Here is a 15,594-nt window from a genome sequence, read left to right as displayed (position 1 = left end):
GTTACCCAAGGAGACACCATGCGCCTGCCCAAAACCCTTGCTGCAATGACCGCGGCCGTCGCGCTGACAGCACTGACCGGTTGCGGTGGCGAGGGGGACAGCGGTCCGCTGGCCGCCTTCGGCCTGCCGAAGGCGGACACCATGGCTGCTGTCGAGCAGCTGCTCAACAAGAACGCCCCCACGTGCCGTGAACTCGAGCCGCGCATCGGTTCGAAGACCAAGGAGCGCCTGAAGGACCCTTCGGCGTTCGCCGTCAAGGAGACGGCGACCTGCAAGGCAGGCAGGGACGAGTACACCACCTTGATGCTCCTGTCCGACATGAAGAAGTTCCAGGAAGCGAACAAGAAGGCCCTGGAGGCCGACCCGGACTTCGACACGTCCTACTTCGTCGGGCAGAACTTCGCAGTCGACCCCGGCAACGATGACGCGGCTCGGAAGATGAAGTCGGCCGGCCTTGCATTGATGGTCTGTGACCCCAAGTTCAAGGCTGAGATCCCGAGCGGCTACAAGATCAGCGAAGAGCTGGTCAAGGGCTGCTTCGTGACCGACTACCTCCCCTCCTAGGCCGCAGGCCGTTCCCGCCCGCGCCCCGTCCCTGCGGAGACCCCAGAAGGATGCCAATGTTCGTGCGCCGTAGCGCCAAGCCACGTGGAGCCGCAGTCGGCAGCCCGTCGCTCCTCGACCGGGTGAGGGGCGCAGGGAGGGCGGCCAGGGCCGGGGCGTTCGTGATCCTCGCGCTGATCGCGCTGACCCTGGCGACTCCCGGCACGGCGTCCGCGGACTTCTCCTGCAGCTTCACCGGCGACGACTCCTACGAACTGGACCAACCGGGCGCCAACGGCGAGTCCATCTTCCCCGCCGTCAACCAGTGGGAGAACGAGGCCCAGCGCGCCAAGAACCTCAACGACACCACCGGGATGATCACCGGGGCGGTGAACATGCCCCAGGCTGGCGCCGAGTACACCATGTACGAGCTGGCCGCCATGCGAGGCCTGAACTGGTCCGGTACGCAGCGGGACATCGGCGACGCCTCCCAGACCGACAGCTCCGCGGACTTCAGTGGCGCCGACAACTGCGAGATCATGGACTATGTCAACAACGGCATCGCCAACATGGTCTTCGACGGCACGAAGATCTTGACGCGCATCTCCATATCCATCAAGGAGTTCGCCTCCAACCCGAGCCCTTTGAGCGGGCTGTACACAGGTCGCGACAGCGTTGTGGAGACCCTGCAGACCAAGGTCTTCATCCCCGCCGTCCCTGTCATGATCACCCTCACCGGCATCTGGGTCTTCACGAAGTGGCGCAAGGGCGACATGCGCGAAGCCTGGTCCGGCGTCAGCTGGGCCGCCCTGACCACGATCGCCGTCGTGGCCCTCTTGACGGGCGGGAACTTCAAGGCGGTCATCAACGAGGCGGACTCGGGTATCGCCAGTGCCAACAGCTATCTGAGCGAAGCGGTGCTCGGCGGCATGGCGGATGAGGTGCAGGTGCCCTGCGATCTGCCCAAGAACGCTCCCAACCGCGGTTTGCGCGTGTCGAGCTGTGCCATGTACGACACGCTCGCGTTCCGGCCCTGGGCGCTGGGCCAGTTCGGAGAAGGCGGCACGAGCTGCATCTTCAAGCGTAATGGCGGAGGCAAGGTGGACAAGGGAACCTGCCTTCCGGCCGAACCCTCTGAAACGTGCGACTACGGCACGGGGGCGCGCTGCGAAGACCTGCGTGTTCGGCAGCTGGTCAGCCAGTCCATGACGAACAAGGACGCCTTCAACGGCGAGGTGACCGAGAAGAGCAAGTACAAGGAGGACTGGTACGGCATCCGGCAGGACATGGCCGGCGGCAAGGGCTCCAACCAGGAGGACGAAGACCCCAAGAAGCGGGTCTATCCCGTCGCGTTCGGCGAATGGGCCGGGCACGGCGCAGGCAATCGGATCGGGCTCGCCTTCTACTCGCTCGTGGCCGCGCTGATCGTCGGCGTCATGGTGATCGTGCTCAGCGCGCTGACCCTGCTCTGGCACGCGGTCACCCTCATCATGATCATCATGCTGCCGTTGATCGCCACGCTGGGCATCCATCCGTCCCAGCAGAAGCTGCTCAAGGGCTGGCTGCAGACGTTCATCCACAGCTTCGTCCTGCGGGCGGGTTTCGGCGTCATCCTGACCGTGCTCCTGATGCTGTACCAGATGATCCTGCCCGCCAAGATCTCCCTCGGTATGCAGCTTCTGATGCTGCTCCTGGTCACGGTCGCCGTCGTGATGATGCTGAAGAAGCTGCTCGCGGGGAACTTCAGCCCGCAGATCGCCGGAGCGCAGGACGCGCTGGGCGTGGGGGACATGGCGAACACCGTGGGCGGCAAGCTGGCCCAGTACGGCACCGGTGCCGCAGCCGGCGTCGCGAAGAAGACGGGCCGGGTCGCCGGAAGGACCGCGACCGGAACGGCGAAGCTGGCCGGGGGCGCGGTGAAGTCGTCGGGGAAGCTCACCGGAAAGGGAGCGCTGGCTGCCGCACGGGCCTACGACAACAAGAAGAACGACAGCCGGTGGCAGAAGGAGGGCAAGCTCCCCGCCCGCAACTCCCGGCGCGACCAGCGCAGGCGTGCGTACGAGGCCAACGAGGTCCAGAAGGACGCGTACCAGAACGTGCTCGACCGGCGGGCGCAGCCGTCCGCGGCGGGCGGGGAGCCGGCGGCCGAACCGGCGCGCCAGAGCGGCCGCGTCAGCCCGGGGACCTCGACGCCCCCGGCTCCTGTCGTCGCCCCGCAGCAGGGTCCTCGGCCCTCCGCCGGCCGGGTGAACGCCCCGGAGCCCGCCCCCGCACGGCAGCAGCCGCGGCCGTCGGCGCCCGACCTCCGCAGCGCGCCGACACCGCCGAACCCGTCTCCGGCGCCCGCGCCACGAGAGGGCGACGGCAGGGTGTCCCGCTAGGAAGGTCTGATCATGGCAAGTGTCATCGCCGACCACCCGCCGCAGGAGCTCGCCGCCGAACTGAGTGGGCTCCTGCGCGTGGACTGGCGCACCGTCTGGCCCGGGATACCCGACGGTGAGGCCGAGCGCGCCGAGTGGTGCGCGGCCTTCGGCTGGGAGCCGCTGTGGCTCCAGTCGGGCCTGTGGGTGCGTACGCCGCAGGGCGGCCGCCTGCACCTGGCCTCTGCGCCCGGCCCCGGCCGGCCCGTGACCCGGGCGTCGTACACCGTCTGGAAGGCCACTGCGGCCGAGGAGTCCGAAGGCGAGGCCGTCCTGGCGGTCGCCCTCGACCGCTACGCGGCCCACCTCGCCCGGATGACGGCCGCGTTGGGGGCCCCGGGCCGATGGGGCGACGCCGAGGAGCGGGCGCTGGAGAGCAGCGCCCCGTACCGGATGGCCCAGTGGAAGTACGCCAATCCGCTCGCCCCGGTGATCGTTCTCGATCTGGACCACCGGGCCGGCGGGTACGCGGGGGGTGGGACGATCTCTCTCGCCTTCCACGGGCCGGCCGACCCGAACCCGGATGCCGGCCCGGGTTGGCTGCTGTGACGTACGAGACGTGAGAAAGAGAGACCACGACATGAGCACGCCCTTCGAACCGCCGGTGGACCGCACCCCGCAGGAACTCGTCACCGAGCTGCGCGGACTGACCGACGTCCACTGGGAGACCGTCTGGAACGGCCCGCCCCTGGCCAGCCAGGACCTGGACGAGTGGTGCGCCCAGTTCGGCTGGACGCCGACCCAGTTCGAGCACGTCCTCAACGTGGACACGTCCACCGGGGGCGTGATGACGCTGAACGCGATCGGTGGCAGCTGGGCACCCGTGCAGAGTCTCTCGTACTGGGTGTGGGGCGAGACGGCGGTAGGTGGCCCGGCAGGGAATCCCCGTGTTCTGGCCGAGGCTGATCGGGTGTGGCCCCTCTACCGCGACGCCGTGTCATCGGTGCTCGGCGCACCGGCCTGGGACGGCGCCTGGGACTCGGCGGCCTTTCCCGATGAGCTCGGCGAGTTCGTCGTGCCCAAGGCCGAGACCCGGCTCAAGCAGAAGCGCCCCTATCGCATCGCCTACTGGGAGATTGCCGCTCCGAGTGGCGCACTCGCCAGCCTGACCATCAGCCCCGCCACGGGTACCGCTGACGGATCTCGTGTCGGAGTGGTCAACATGACCTTCCGTGTCTATCCCCGTCCGTTGGAGACCGGCCGGCGGTGAGTCCTGAACCGATACCGAAGCACATAGAGGAAGGCGCCGTCGCCCGGGCGAACGCCCGGCACAAGGCAGCCCTGGATGCCAAAGCCGACCCGGACTCCGTGGTGGCGCGCATTTCGGCTGCCGCCGAAGCGGCAGGCCTGAAGGACAAGCTGACGGAACGCGGAGTACTTCAGGAGTCGAAGGAGAAGCGCTACATCGACAGCCTGGCCAAGGACAAGGCGAAGCTCACTCCGCCCGACGGGGCGAAGCCGATCAGCGCCTTCTGGTCCCACGGCATCGAGCACCCCGACGCGCCGAAGAACTACGACGGTATCCCGTTCCTGTCCCAGCGCTTCATAGCGGAGGAGTGGGCTGCCCAGCAGAACAAGACCAACCCAGGCAGCGCGCAGACCCTGGAGACGATCCAGGGCGGCCGGGAACTCGACAACATGTTCCTGTGGGAGCCGGAAGTCATCGAGGCCCTCGGTGGTGCGGACGCGGGCTTCGGCCCGGGCTACGCCAAGGCCAAATGGGACGAGATCTCCGCGACGTACGGCGGGCTGGCCGAAGGCCGAGTGAACGTCTTCGCGGACACCGGCAACACCCGGGCGGTCCTGTATCAGAAGGAACTCGGCACGCTCCGCGGGAACGAGAACGTCGGTCTGGACAACATCCACTTCGTCTACGAGGCGCCCCGGTCCTGGCCGGAGGTCACCCGTACGGAAGCCGGTACGAACACCGTGCGGGCCGTCGCGCAGTTCGACAACAAGGACCTCCCCCACTACATCGACCCGCAGGGCTTCGCGGCCGACACCCCCGAGGCCCGCAAGGCGAAGCTCGACAGCCTCCTGGAGGGCGTCGCCCCGGCCCCGGGCCCGGCGCAGGCGCAGCCACAGGCACAGGCCCCGGCCGTCAAGGCAGCCGAGCAGCAGGCCGCGCCGAAGGGCCCGGCCGCCCCGCTGTGGCAGATGGGTTTCCAGCAGCCGCAGACCGTCACGCGGCCCGAGCGTTCCGGGCCGACCCCCGTTGCCGGCTCCCCAGGAGCTCCGCCCCTCGCTCTCCGCCCCCTCGCAACAGGTATGGACGGTCCGGCATGACCTCTCGCCCCTCCCCCGAATCCCTCCGTCGGCTGCTCCGCCAGGAGCGCGACGACGCATGGGCCGTGCGGCTGCTCCGCCGGATCGTCCTCGGGATCGCCGGCGCCTACACCCTCTTCACGTTCGCCTCGGCCGGCAGGGCCGCGTTCGTCACGGTGTGCGGGCTGCTGGTCCTGGCCGTGATCCTCTGGATGCTGCGCCGCCGCGGCCAGTTGCTGCTCGCACTGGTCTCGACCGTCGTCACTGCCGCGATGACCGGCTATCTGGCGGCCGTGGGCGACATCGCACGGGGGACCGCCGGCGGACTCCTCAGCGGACAGGCGGTGTTGGGCTACTGGGCGCTCGGCGCCATGGCGCTGCTGGGTGCCTGGATGCTGCGGCAGCCCCGGGGCCGCCGGGGAGTCACCGTCGTACTGGCCGACGTCACTCTCATCGGCGCGTCCGTGGTGGGGATGCTGGCACCGTTCCTCGGTGTTCCCCTTGGATTCCTAGGCGTCGTGGGGGTTCTGACGGTCGGTAGCGGAACTTTCCACTCCGTGAAGAAGAGCGAACGCAGGGTGAAGCGCCCTGAGGTTCGCAGGGTCGCGGTAGCCGCTGATAGGGGTGGTCGGTGAGGTGGGCCACCTTTGTGTAATAAATGATCAACAAGGTGCCGTCCGGCTTTGCCGCTGCCAATTCGCCTGTTCTAGAGTCCCCTACGGTCACAGGAAGCATCGGGGGGCTAGTTTCATGGCGAGGACTGCGTCGAGAACCCGGCCGGCGGCGACGCTGCCGGCCACCACCACACCTCTGCCCTGCCAGCGACGGCCCGACATCTTCAAAGAGCCGCTCCTGGAGCGTCCGCCCGCGGGTGTGCAGGAGCTGCCGTTCCGCACGCGCAGGAGCCAGGCCCTCACCCATGCTGCCCGCGAGCTCTGCTTCTCCTGCCCGCTGAGGGCGGAATGCCTGCAGGACGCCGTCGTCCGGTCCGATCCGGGCGGTTACGCCGCCGCCACCACCGAGCAGGACCGGCGCTGGATCCGCATGTGGCTGCACATCGGCGACAGCCGGGGACGTCTGTCGGACGCCGACGCCGAGTCCGCCTCCGGCGGGCGTGGCGAAGCGGTCGGAGCCTCAGCCGTGCTCGACGCGTTCAGCGCCCTCCAGACGCACCGGACGCGCCGGTCGTTCGGTGTCGGCCGGGGGCCGGTTCCCACCCAGCGGCAGGGCCCGGCACAGCACTTCAGAACAGACCGACGACAGCGCGCCGACACAGACAGGGTTTCGACAATGCCGGCTCCTGCCCTGCAGGGGGAACGGATCACCTACTCGCTCGGTGATCCGGCCCTGGCCATACAGAAGACCGTGCTCGGTCCGCTGGCGCGCGCCACGCTCCTCATGCTCAAGGTCGCCCAGCAGCTGGCGGGGATGCTCGCGCTCACGCCGTCCGCGGGAGTGGAACCCGAGCTCCTCGCAGCCGTGGGCGAGACCCGCCGGAGCCTGGAGTCCTGGCGCACGGCAGCCGGTGACGAGGCCGCCTACGAGGTCGCGGACAGCGGCCTGACCGGTTCCGTGAGCATCGAGCTCGCGACCAGCGACCCCGTCGCCGCACTGCAGCAGGACATCTTCGAGCCCCTGCTGCGCCGCCTGGCGGCCTCGCTGCAGCGCGTCGAGGCCATCACGGCGGTGCTCGTCCCCGCCGCCGACACCGCGGACCCGGCCGCCGTCCCGCACGTCCGGCAGCTCTCGGCCGTACTGGAAGCGGTGCGCGAGCTCGGTTCCCACCTGGAGCGCTACCAGCCCCTCGCCCAGCGCCAGGGCCACGGCGAGGGCCTCCCGGGCATCCGGCGCGACGATCACCCGTACCACTCCGCCACAGTCGCGGGCGGGGCCGGTTCCTGGAGCGTCCCCAGCCTGCGCCGGTCCGTGGAGACGGCAGTGTCCTCCTTCCCGGGTCGCTTCACCGGCCGCGACGTGGTCGGGGCGCTGCCCCCGGGTGTGTATGCGGACGCGGGGAAGTCGGTCAGCAACGCCCTGTCCGCCATGGTCAAGTCGGGCCGATTGCTTCGGGTCTCGCGCGGCACCTACATCGCGAACCCGCCGTCCACCGGCGAAGCCGTCCCGAACTCCTGAAAGGCAGTCGCCGTGCAGCCCACCTCTCCGGCCGCGGAAGTCCGCGTCTTCTCCTACCACGCCGGCCTGATCGACGGGGTCCCCGTGACGGCCCCGCCCTTCGGCAACATCCAGGACGTCGTCATCGGCATCCTCCAGCAGCGCGCCCAGCAGCTCGGCTTCCCGACCCCCGCGGTGATCACCGATGACCGCTACGGCGGCGCGGTCCGCCTCCTCATCCACCCCGACGGCAGCACCGAGACCCTGCCCGACACCGACCGCTGACCCAGAGGCGCTCGGCGAAGGCCCGGATCACGTCACCCATGATCCGGGCCACCGCGACGAGTGGCTCAGTCAGTCGCCCAAACGCAGAAAGAGCCGGTGCAGATTGCTCTGCACCGGCTCTCACCTGGTCTTACTCTGTCGGGGTGGCGGGATTTGAACCCACGACCTCTTCGTCCCGAACGAAGCGCGCTGCCAAGCTGCGCTACACCCCGATCGTCGCCCTGAAGTGTTGCTGTCCTGGCGACATCGATTACTTTAGCGGACCTCTCGCCGGAGACGAAATCCGGTTTTCGCGGAGCGGGTGGCGGGGCCCTACTCCTTCGGGGTCAGCGTCAGGAGCGTCGCCTCCGGCGGGCAGGCGAAGCGGACCGGGGTGAAGCGGTTCGTGCCGCAGCCGGCCGAGACGTGCAGGTAGGAGCGGTGGCCCGCCGCCTCGTGCGCGGACAGCCCCTTCACCCGCTCCGTGTCCAGGTCGCAGTTGGTGACCAGCGCCCCGTAGAAGGGGATGCACAGCTGTCCGCCGTGGGTGTGGCCCGCGAGGATCAGCGGGTACCGGTCGGCGGTGAAGGAATCGAGGACCCGCAGGTACGGGGCGTGCACCACGGCCAGCGAGAAGTCCGCGTCCGCCTCCGGCCCGCCGGCGACGCTCGCGTAGCGGTCCCGCTTGATGTGCGGGTCGTCGAGCCCGGTGAAGGCCAGCTCCAGCCCTTCCAGCTTCATCCGGGCCCGGGTGTTGGTGAGGTTCAGCCAGCCCGCCGCGTCGAAGGCGTCCCGCAGCTCCTCCCACGGGTTGTGCACGGCGCCGACGACCGGCTTGTTGCCGTTCAGCCCGTGTCGGCCCTGGACCTTCTCGACCAGGTAGCGCGCGGGGTTGCGCAGCCGCGGCCCGTAGTAGTCGTTCGACCCGAAGACGTACACGCCGGGGAAGGACATCAGCGGGCCGAGGGCGTCGAGGACCTCGGGGACGCCCTCGGTGTCCGAGAGGTTGTCGCCGGTGTTCACGACGAAGTCGGGGCGCAGGCCGGCCAGGGACTGCAGCCAGGCGCGCTTCTTGCGCTGCCCGCCGACCATGTGGATGTCCGAGACCTGGAGCACGCGCAGCGGGCGCATCCCCCGGGGAAGGACCGGCACCGTGACCCGGCGCAGCCGGAAGGACCGCGCCTCGAAACCGGCGGCGTAAGCCACACCCGCGGCCCCCACCGCAGCGATTCCGGCAGCCGCTTTCAGTGGTACTCCGTAACGCGCACGCATGGACCCATCGTCGCAGACGGGAAAACAGGTGAGCGCCACCGTCCCCGTACCTGGCACACTCACCTGCATGACCACGCTCAAGGCCAAGCTCCAGGAAGACCTCACCACCGCCATCAAGGCGCGCGACGAGCTGCACTCGTCCACGCTGCGCCTGACCCTTTCCGCCATCACCAAGGAGGAGGTCGCGGGCAAGGAGGCCCGTGTGCTCTCCGATGAGGAAGTCCTCAAGGTGATCGCCAAGGAGGCGAAGAAGCGCCGTGAGGCCGCGGACGCCTTCGCGCAGGGTGGTCGTCCCGAGCAGGCCGCGCGCGAGAGCGCCGAGGGCGAGTTCCTGGACACCTACCTGCCCAAGCAGCTCTCCGACGAGGAGCTCGCCGGGATCGTGGCGGAGGCCGTCGAGGAGGCCCGGTCGGCGGGTGCCGAGGGGCCGCGGGCCATGGGCGCCGTCATGAAGATCGTGAACCCGAAGGTCGCCGGTCTGGCGGAGGGCGGGCGTGTCGCCGCTGCCGTGAAGAAGGCGCTCTCCTGAGAGGCCGCAAGACGTAAGACGTAAGACGTAAGAGGGAGGGCCCCGGCCGAATCGGCCGGGGCCCTCCCTCGTGTCGTTGCCGCGTACCGCCCGCTGCGGCTACCGCGCTCCGCGGCTACTGGCCGTCGCGGCCGCCGATCACCGTGTCCGGGTCGATCGTGATGCCGGGGAAGGGGTTGTCCGGCTGGCCGGCGCCGCCGCCCGTGGCGCCGCCGCCCGTCTGGCCCGCGTTCTGGCCGCCGGGCCGCCCGCCGGGCTTGCCGTCGCCGCCGGGCTTGCCGGGCCGGCTCGGGCTGGTGGACGGCTTGTTGCCGCGGGGGCCGCCGGAGGGCACGTTCGGTTCGGTGATGTGGACCGTGGTGAAGCGCAGGGCCTCGCGGCCGGACAGCGCGCCCGTGATGGCGTCCTTCCAGATCGGGCCGGGCAGGCCACCGCCGAAGACCTTGTCGTAGCCCCGGCCGCCGATGGTGATGTTCTCCATCGTGATCTTCTTCGCGCCGCCCGAGCCGACCCACACCGCGCCGGAGACGTTCGGGGTGTAGCCCACGAACCAGGCGTTGTAGCGGGAGTCCGTCGTACCGGTCTTGCCCGCGCTGTCGCGGTCGGTCAGGCCGGCCCGCTCACCGGTGCCGGAGTCGACCACGCCGCTCAGCAGGGTGTTGATGGTGTCGGCGGTGTTCTGCGACATCGCCCGCTCGCACTTGCTCTTGGGCACCGCGAGCGCCTTGCCGTGCGCGTCGGTGATCGACTCGATGGCGACCGGGGTGCAGTAGACGCCCCGGTTGGCGAAGGCCGCGTACGCGTTGGCCATCGTCAGCGGGGACATCTCCTCCGAGCCGAGTGCGATGGCGGGGCCGTCGGCCAGCTTCGCGCCGCTCGCCGGCACCACGCCGAGCTTCGCCGCCATCTCCGACACCGGGCACAGGCCGATCTCGGAGATCATCTCGACGAAGTAGGTGTTGATCGACTTCTCCATCGCCGTACGCAGCGCGTAGGGGCCGACCTCGTCCTCGGTCTCGTTCTCCGCCGATTCCTTCTGGGTGTTGATGTACTGCGAGCCGTCGCAGCGGGAGATCGGGCTCGGGTAGTCGAGCTTGTTCGGGGCACCGTAGACCTTCGTCGGGGGCATGCCCCGCTCCAGGGCGGCGGCGGCGATGAACGGCTTGAAGGTCGAACCGACCTGGAAGCCGAAGTTCGAGCCGCCCATCCGCTTGTCCACGGAGTAGTTGATCTGCGTCTCGTTCTTGCCGAAGCCGTACGGCTTGGACTGGCCCATCGCCAGCACCCGTCCGGTGCCCGGCTGGACCATGGTCACAGCCGTCGCGATCGCGTCCTCCTGGTAGACGTGGTCCTTGATCGACTCGTTGGCCGCGTCCTGCGACTGCGGGTCCAGGGTCGTGCGTACGGTCAGGCCGCCCTTGTTCCAGACCTTCGCCCGCTCCTCGCGGGTCTTGCCGAAGACCGGGTCGGTCAGGAAGGAGTTGCGCACGTAGTCGCAGAAGAAGCCCGCGCCCTTGACCGCCGTGATGCAGCCGTTCTTGGGCTTGGTGACCTTCAGCGTGACCGGCTTCGCCTTCGCCGCGTCGGCCTCCGCCTGCGAGACGTCCTTGGTGTCGGCCATCCGCTGGAGGACGATGTTGCGGCGCTTCGTCGCCTCCTGGTTGTCGTTCACCGGGTCGTAGCGGCTCGGCGACTGCACGACGCCCGCCAGGAGCGCGGACTCCTCCAGGGTCAGGTCCTTGGCCGGCTTGCTGAAGTACCGCTGGGCCGCGGATTCGATCCCGTAGGCCTGCTGGCCGAAGTAGGTGATGTTGAGGTAGTTCTCGAGGATCTTCTTCTTCCCGAGCTCCTCCTCGACCTGGATCGAGTACTTCAGCTCGCGGATCTTGCGGCCGAGGCTCTTCTCCTGGGCCTCGCGCACCTTGGTCTCGTCGTCGCCGGCCTCTTCGACGAACACGTTCTTCACGTACTGCTGGGTGAGCGTGGACGCGCCCTGCGCCGCGCCGCCCTCCTGCGCGTTGCGGTTGACCGCGCGCAGGATGCCCTTGAGGTCGACGGCGCCGTGCTCGTAGAAACGCGAGTCCTCGATGGCGACGATGGCCTTCTGCATGTACGGGGAGATCGACGTGAGCGGGACCACCTGGCGGTCGCGCGAATAGACGGTGGCGATCAAGCCACCCTCGGCGTCCAGAATCGTGGTCCGCTGGCTCAGCGGCGGTGTCTTGAGATTGGCCGGGATCTCGTCGAATCCCTCGACCGTGCCCTTGGCGGCCAGTCCCAGGGCGCCTGCAGCCGGAATCGCCATGCCCGCCAGCACGACTCCGGAGAGAACGGACACCCCGAGGAACTTGGCGGCCTGCTGGCTCCCGGTGAGCCCGCCGCCCGAGCGCTTCTTTCCCATGGAGGGCAGCCTACGTTCTGATTCGCCGGACACGCGCGAATGCCTTGGCCTAAGCTGACCCCAACTGTCACAGCAGTCCGGTGCGACATCAACCCCTCGGCTTGATTTTCACCCTTCCCGAATGGGGTGGACTGATGTCCGAATCTCGCTGCCGCGGTGAACTCGATCCGCCGATTACACCCGAATCGTCGGAATGGTCGGGCATGTCGCCGGATCACTCCGTCGGGTGATCTGCCGCTTACCCATAGTCCGTTCGGACCATTCAAGATTGGGCCCGTCGGGGGTGTTGCACTGTGCCCGCCTTCCGTAACGTCCTCAACTGGCAGCGGTGAATATGCCGCTACCGCCGTGGGGGAGCCTCGATTCGGGAGAGGACGGCGCCGGGATGGGCTGGGTTACCGACTGGAGTGCGCAGGCAGCCTGCCGCACTACCGATCCGGATGAACTGTTTGTTCAAGGAGCGGCACAGAACAGGGCCAAGGCGGTGTGCACCGGATGTCCGGTGCGGACCGAATGCCTGGCCGATGCGCTCGACAACCGCGTCGAGTTCGGCGTGTGGGGCGGAATGACCGAGCGGGAACGACGTGCGCTGCTGCGCCGGCGTCCCACCGTCACCTCGTGGCGACGGCTGCTCGAAACCGCCCGTACGGAGTACGAGCGCAGCACGGGCATCCTCACCATGGATGCAGACGCGGAGATCGACGTTCCGTACGAGACGTACGCGGCAGCCGGGTAGAACACGCGGCCGCCACCCCGTACGAACGCCTACGCTCCGGCCGGCACCCCGGCCGCGAGTCGTTCTCCGATGGCCCGCAGCCCGGCGAGGTCGTGCACATCGCCGGGCAGGGCGGCCACTTCGGCCACCGCCACCTCGGGGTGGAGCGAGGTGAAGCGATCACGCGTGCGCTGCTCACGCGCGATCACCTGCATGCGTTCGGCGTGCAGGCGCAGCAGTCCTGCCGTGATCCGGTCGACGGCCGTGGTGTCGTCATCGGCGCCGGGGGGTTCGGCGGCCGTGTCACGAAGTCCAGCTTTCCCGGACTCCTGATCGACAATGCCGCCTTCTTCAAGATTCTCTGCGGCGGCCAACGCCCGTTCGGCGGACAGCTGGTCGGCGCCGCTGCCGTGCACACGGTTGAGCACCAGACCGGCGAGCGGCATCCGCTCAGCGGCCAGCCGCTCCACGAAGTACGCCGCCTCGCGCAGGGCGTCCGGTTCGGGCGCCGCGACCACCAGGAAGGCCGTACCGGGCGCCTGGAGCAGCCGGAAGGTCGCGTCGGCTCGGGTGCGGAAGCCGCCGAACATCGTGTCCATCGCCGCCACGAAGGTCTGTACGTCCTTCAGCAGCGAAGCCCCCATCAGTTTGCTGAGGGTGCCGGTCATCATCGACATGCCGACGTTCAGGAACTTCATCCCGGCCCGGCCGCCCACCTTCGCCGGCGCCATCAGCACCCGGATGAACTTCCCGTCCAGGAAGGACCCCAGGCGCCCCGGGGCATCCAGGAAGTCCAGCGCCGACCGGCTCGGCGGGGTGTCCACGATGATCAGGTCCCAGTCGTCCCGGGCCCGCAGCTGCCCGAGCTTCTCCATCGCCATGTACTCCTGCGTGCCCGCGAAGCCGGCCGACAGCGACTGGTAGAAGGGGTTGGCGAGGATGGCGCGGGCGCGCTCGGCGTCGGCGTGCGCTTCGACGATCTCGTCGAAGGTCCGCTTCATGTCCAGCATCATGGCGTGCAGTTCGCCGCCGTCCCCGCCCGCGGTAGCGACCCTGCGCGGGGTGTTGTCCAGCGAGTCGATCCCCATCGACTGCGCGAGCCGCCGCGCCGGGTCGATGGTCAGCACGACCGCCTTCCGCCCCCGCGCGGCCGCCCGTACGCCCAGTGCCGCGGCCGTGGTGGTCTTGCCGACGCCGCCCGCCCCGCAGCACACGATGATGCGGGTCTCCCGGTCGTCCAGCAGCCGGTCGACCGCCAGCCGCGGCGGAGTGTCGAGTCCCACCGTGTCCACCCCCTCGCTCATTCGGCCACCGACTGCTTCCGAAGTTCCTTGGCCAGCTCGTAGAGCCCGGCCAGATCCATCCCCGCCCCGAGCAGGGGCAGTTCGTACGTCGGCAGGTCCAGGCCCGCCAGTACGGCGCGCTGCGCGCGCTCCAGCTCCACCCGGCCCGCGTGCTCGGAGGCCTGCGCGAGCAGCGGCTCGACGAGCCGCTCCGCCAGTCCGCCGCGGCGCGCTCCGCCCAGGCCCGCCCGCGACAGCGCCTTCGCGACCCCGGCGCGGTGGTCCTCGGCCGCGGTGCGCAGGGTGTCCTCGTCCAGGTGGTGCGGGCGGACCATGTTGACGACGACCCGGCCGACCGGCAGCCCCGCCCCGCGCAGCTCCTCGATGCCGTCCGCGGTCTCCTGGACGGGCATCTCCTCCAGGAGGGTGACCAGGTGCACCGCCGTCTCGGGGGACTTGAGCACCTTCATGACGGCCTGTGCCTGGTTGTGGATCGGGCCGAACCGGGCCAGGCCCGCCACCTCGTCGTTGACGTTCAGGAACCGGGTGATCCGCCCGGTCGGCGGCGCGTCCATGACCACGTGGTCGTAGACGTACCGCCCGGCCTTGTCCTTGCGGCGCACCGCCTCGCACGCCTTGCCGGTCAGCAGCACGTCGCGCAGGCCGGGGGCGATGGTCGTCGCGAAGTCGATGGCCCCCAGCTTCTTGAGCGCGCGTCCGGCCGAGCCGAGCTTGTAGAACATCTGGAGGTAGTCCAGCAGCGCCCGCTCGGCGTCGATGGCGAGCGCGAAGACCTCGCCCCCGCCGGGCGCCACCGCGATCTTCCGTTCCTCGTAGGGGAGCGCCTCGGCGCCGAAGAGCTGCGCGAGCCCCTGCCTGCCCTCGACCTCCACCAGAAGAGTCCGTCTGCCCTCGCGCGCGAGGGCAAGCGCGAGTGCCGCGGCGACCGTGGTCTTGCCGGTGCCGCCCTTGCCGCTGACCACCTGGAGCCTGCTCACATCGACCGAGCCTAACCACTCGCCTCCCGGGGCGCGCATGAGCCCCGCATCACAGGCACTACCCTCGCTCCCATGACCAAGAAGTTCGAATACGCGACGGTCCCGCTGCTGGTCCACGCCACCAAGCAGATCCTGGACACCTGGGGCGAGGACGGCTGGGAGCTCGTCCAGGTCGTGCCCGGCCCGAACAACCCCGAGCAGCTCGTGGCCTACCTCAAGCGGGAGAAGGCATGAGCGGCGTCGTCGACGCGAAGCTGGCCGAGCTCGGCCTGACCCTGCCCGAGGTCGTCCCGCCGCTGGCCACGTACCAGCCGGCCGTGCGGTCGGGCGCCTACGTCTACACCGCGGGCCAGCTCCCGATGGTCAAGGGCAGCATGCCGGTCACCGGCAAGGTCGGCGCCGAGGTCTCGCCGGAGCAGGCCAAGGAACTGGCGGCCACCTGCGCGCTGAACGCCCTGGCCGCCGTCAAGTCGGTCGTCGGCGACCTCGACAAGATCGCGCGTGTCGTGAAGGTCGTCGGCTTCGTCGCCTCGGCCCCCGACTTCACCGGCCAGCCGGGCGTGCTGAACGGCGCGAGCGAGCTGCTGGGCGCCGTCCTCGGTGAGAAGGGCGTCCACGCCCGCAGCGCCGTCGGTGTGGCGGTCCTGCCGCTCGACGCGCCCGTCGAGGTCGAGATCCAGGTCGAGCTGGTCCCCGGAGCCTGATCCCCGCGGGAGCCCTACGGACCGGGGCGCGGCGCCGCCTGCCGGGCCCGCCCCGTTCCGGCCGCCGCGCGGCGGCCGGTGAAAGGGT

General features: G+C 69.6%; 16 protein-coding genes and 1 tRNA gene. 12 read left to right on the top strand and 5 right to left on the bottom strand.

Going from position 1 to position 15,594, the window contains the following annotated elements; genetic code table 11:
- Positions 1 to 18: 18 nt before the first annotated feature.
- From OHA91_RS17800 to OHA91_RS17765, 8 genes are all read left to right on the top strand, one after another.
- Positions 19 to 564 (top strand): hypothetical protein, encoded by a 546-nt coding sequence (locus tag OHA91_RS17800; RefSeq protein ID WP_158714734.1) that lies wholly within the window; start codon positions 19 to 21, stop codon positions 562 to 564.
- A 161-nt stretch (positions 565 to 725) separates the two neighbouring features.
- On the top strand, positions 726 to 2,924 hold the full coding sequence (locus tag OHA91_RS17795; protein WP_328739605.1) for a hypothetical protein: 2,199 nt from the start codon (positions 726 to 728) through the stop codon (positions 2,922 to 2,924).
- 12 nt (positions 2,925 to 2,936) lie between these two features.
- Complete coding sequence (locus tag OHA91_RS17790) at positions 2,937 to 3,512, top strand: hypothetical protein (RefSeq protein ID WP_051892841.1); 576 nt, start codon at positions 2,937 to 2,939, stop codon at positions 3,510 to 3,512.
- 31 nt (positions 3,513 to 3,543) lie between these two features.
- The gene (locus OHA91_RS17785) at positions 3,544 to 4,173 is read left to right on the top strand and encodes a hypothetical protein (RefSeq protein WP_051892843.1); all 630 of its coding nucleotides are present in this window, start codon (positions 3,544 to 3,546) and stop codon (positions 4,171 to 4,173) included.
- On the top strand, positions 4,170 to 5,249 hold the full coding sequence (locus OHA91_RS17780; protein ID WP_328739604.1) for a hypothetical protein: 1,080 nt from the start codon (positions 4,170 to 4,172) through the stop codon (positions 5,247 to 5,249). Before OHA91_RS17785 ends, OHA91_RS17780 begins: the two co-directional genes overlap by 4 nt.
- Complete coding sequence (locus OHA91_RS17775) at positions 5,246 to 5,863, top strand: hypothetical protein (protein WP_051892844.1); 618 nt, start codon at positions 5,246 to 5,248, stop codon at positions 5,861 to 5,863. Before OHA91_RS17780 ends, OHA91_RS17775 begins: the two co-directional genes overlap by 4 nt.
- Before the next feature lie 115 nt (positions 5,864 to 5,978).
- The gene (locus OHA91_RS17770; RefSeq protein WP_078959138.1) at positions 5,979 to 7,361 is read left to right on the top strand and encodes a WhiB family transcriptional regulator; all 1,383 of its coding nucleotides are present in this window, start codon (positions 5,979 to 5,981) and stop codon (positions 7,359 to 7,361) included.
- A gap of 12 nt (positions 7,362 to 7,373) precedes the next feature.
- The gene (locus OHA91_RS17765) at positions 7,374 to 7,625 is read left to right on the top strand and encodes a hypothetical protein (protein ID WP_037631708.1); all 252 of its coding nucleotides are present in this window, start codon (positions 7,374 to 7,376) and stop codon (positions 7,623 to 7,625) included.
- Between the two features lie 138 nt (positions 7,626 to 7,763).
- Here the strand turns inward: OHA91_RS17765 and OHA91_RS17760 are convergent.
- Positions 7,764 to 7,837: transfer RNA gene (locus OHA91_RS17760), tRNA-Pro, on the bottom strand.
- 100 nt (positions 7,838 to 7,937) lie between these two features.
- Positions 7,938 to 8,876: a metallophosphoesterase gene (locus OHA91_RS17755; protein ID WP_328739603.1), complete on the bottom strand. Its 939-nt coding sequence runs from the start codon at positions 8,874 to 8,876 to the stop codon at positions 7,938 to 7,940.
- A 67-nt stretch (positions 8,877 to 8,943) separates the two neighbouring features.
- Between OHA91_RS17755 and OHA91_RS17750 the strand changes: the two genes are divergently transcribed.
- Positions 8,944 to 9,405: a GatB/YqeY domain-containing protein gene (locus tag OHA91_RS17750; protein WP_031147610.1), complete on the top strand. Its 462-nt coding sequence runs from the start codon at positions 8,944 to 8,946 to the stop codon at positions 9,403 to 9,405.
- 115 nt (positions 9,406 to 9,520) lie between these two features.
- On the opposite strand, the gene OHA91_RS17745 is transcribed toward OHA91_RS17750, so the two are convergent.
- Positions 9,521 to 11,806, bottom strand: a complete 2,286-nt coding sequence (locus OHA91_RS17745; protein WP_328739602.1) for a transglycosylase domain-containing protein — start codon at positions 11,804 to 11,806, stop codon at positions 9,521 to 9,523.
- 385 nt (positions 11,807 to 12,191) lie between these two features.
- On the opposite strand from OHA91_RS17745, the gene OHA91_RS17740 reads away from it, so the two are divergent.
- The gene (locus tag OHA91_RS17740; RefSeq protein ID WP_030648100.1) at positions 12,192 to 12,542 is read left to right on the top strand and encodes a WhiB family transcriptional regulator; all 351 of its coding nucleotides are present in this window, start codon (positions 12,192 to 12,194) and stop codon (positions 12,540 to 12,542) included.
- Positions 12,543 to 12,571: 29 nt separating this feature from the next.
- On the opposite strand, the gene OHA91_RS17735 is transcribed toward OHA91_RS17740, so the two are convergent.
- Positions 12,572 to 13,825 carry an ArsA family ATPase gene (locus tag OHA91_RS17735; protein ID WP_051892846.1) on the bottom strand — a complete coding sequence of 418 codons (1,254 nt, stop codon included), beginning with the start codon at positions 13,823 to 13,825 and terminating at the stop codon, positions 12,572 to 12,574.
- Positions 13,822 to 14,802 carry an ArsA family ATPase gene (locus OHA91_RS17730; protein ID WP_031147615.1) on the bottom strand — a complete coding sequence of 327 codons (981 nt, stop codon included), beginning with the start codon at positions 14,800 to 14,802 and terminating at the stop codon, positions 13,822 to 13,824. The genes OHA91_RS17735 and OHA91_RS17730 overlap by 4 nt, the downstream gene beginning before the upstream one ends.
- A gap of 72 nt (positions 14,803 to 14,874) precedes the next feature.
- On the opposite strand from OHA91_RS17730, the gene OHA91_RS17725 reads away from it, so the two are divergent.
- Together OHA91_RS17725 and OHA91_RS17720 are read left to right on the top strand one after the other, a co-directional pair.
- Complete coding sequence (locus tag OHA91_RS17725) at positions 14,875 to 15,036, top strand: DUF4177 domain-containing protein (protein ID WP_007264966.1); 162 nt, start codon at positions 14,875 to 14,877, stop codon at positions 15,034 to 15,036.
- Positions 15,033 to 15,506, top strand: a complete 474-nt coding sequence (locus tag OHA91_RS17720; protein ID WP_030648108.1) for a RidA family protein — start codon at positions 15,033 to 15,035, stop codon at positions 15,504 to 15,506. Before OHA91_RS17725 ends, OHA91_RS17720 begins: the two co-directional genes overlap by 4 nt.
- Positions 15,507 to 15,594: the final 88 nt, after the last annotated feature.

This window comes from Streptomyces erythrochromogenes (assembly GCF_036170895.1).
GTDB classification, from domain to species: Bacteria; Actinomycetota; Actinomycetes; order Streptomycetales; family Streptomycetaceae; genus Streptomyces; species Streptomyces erythrochromogenes.
Note: the sequence above shows the minus strand (reverse complement) of the source record. Positions and strands in the feature narration are given on the sequence as shown.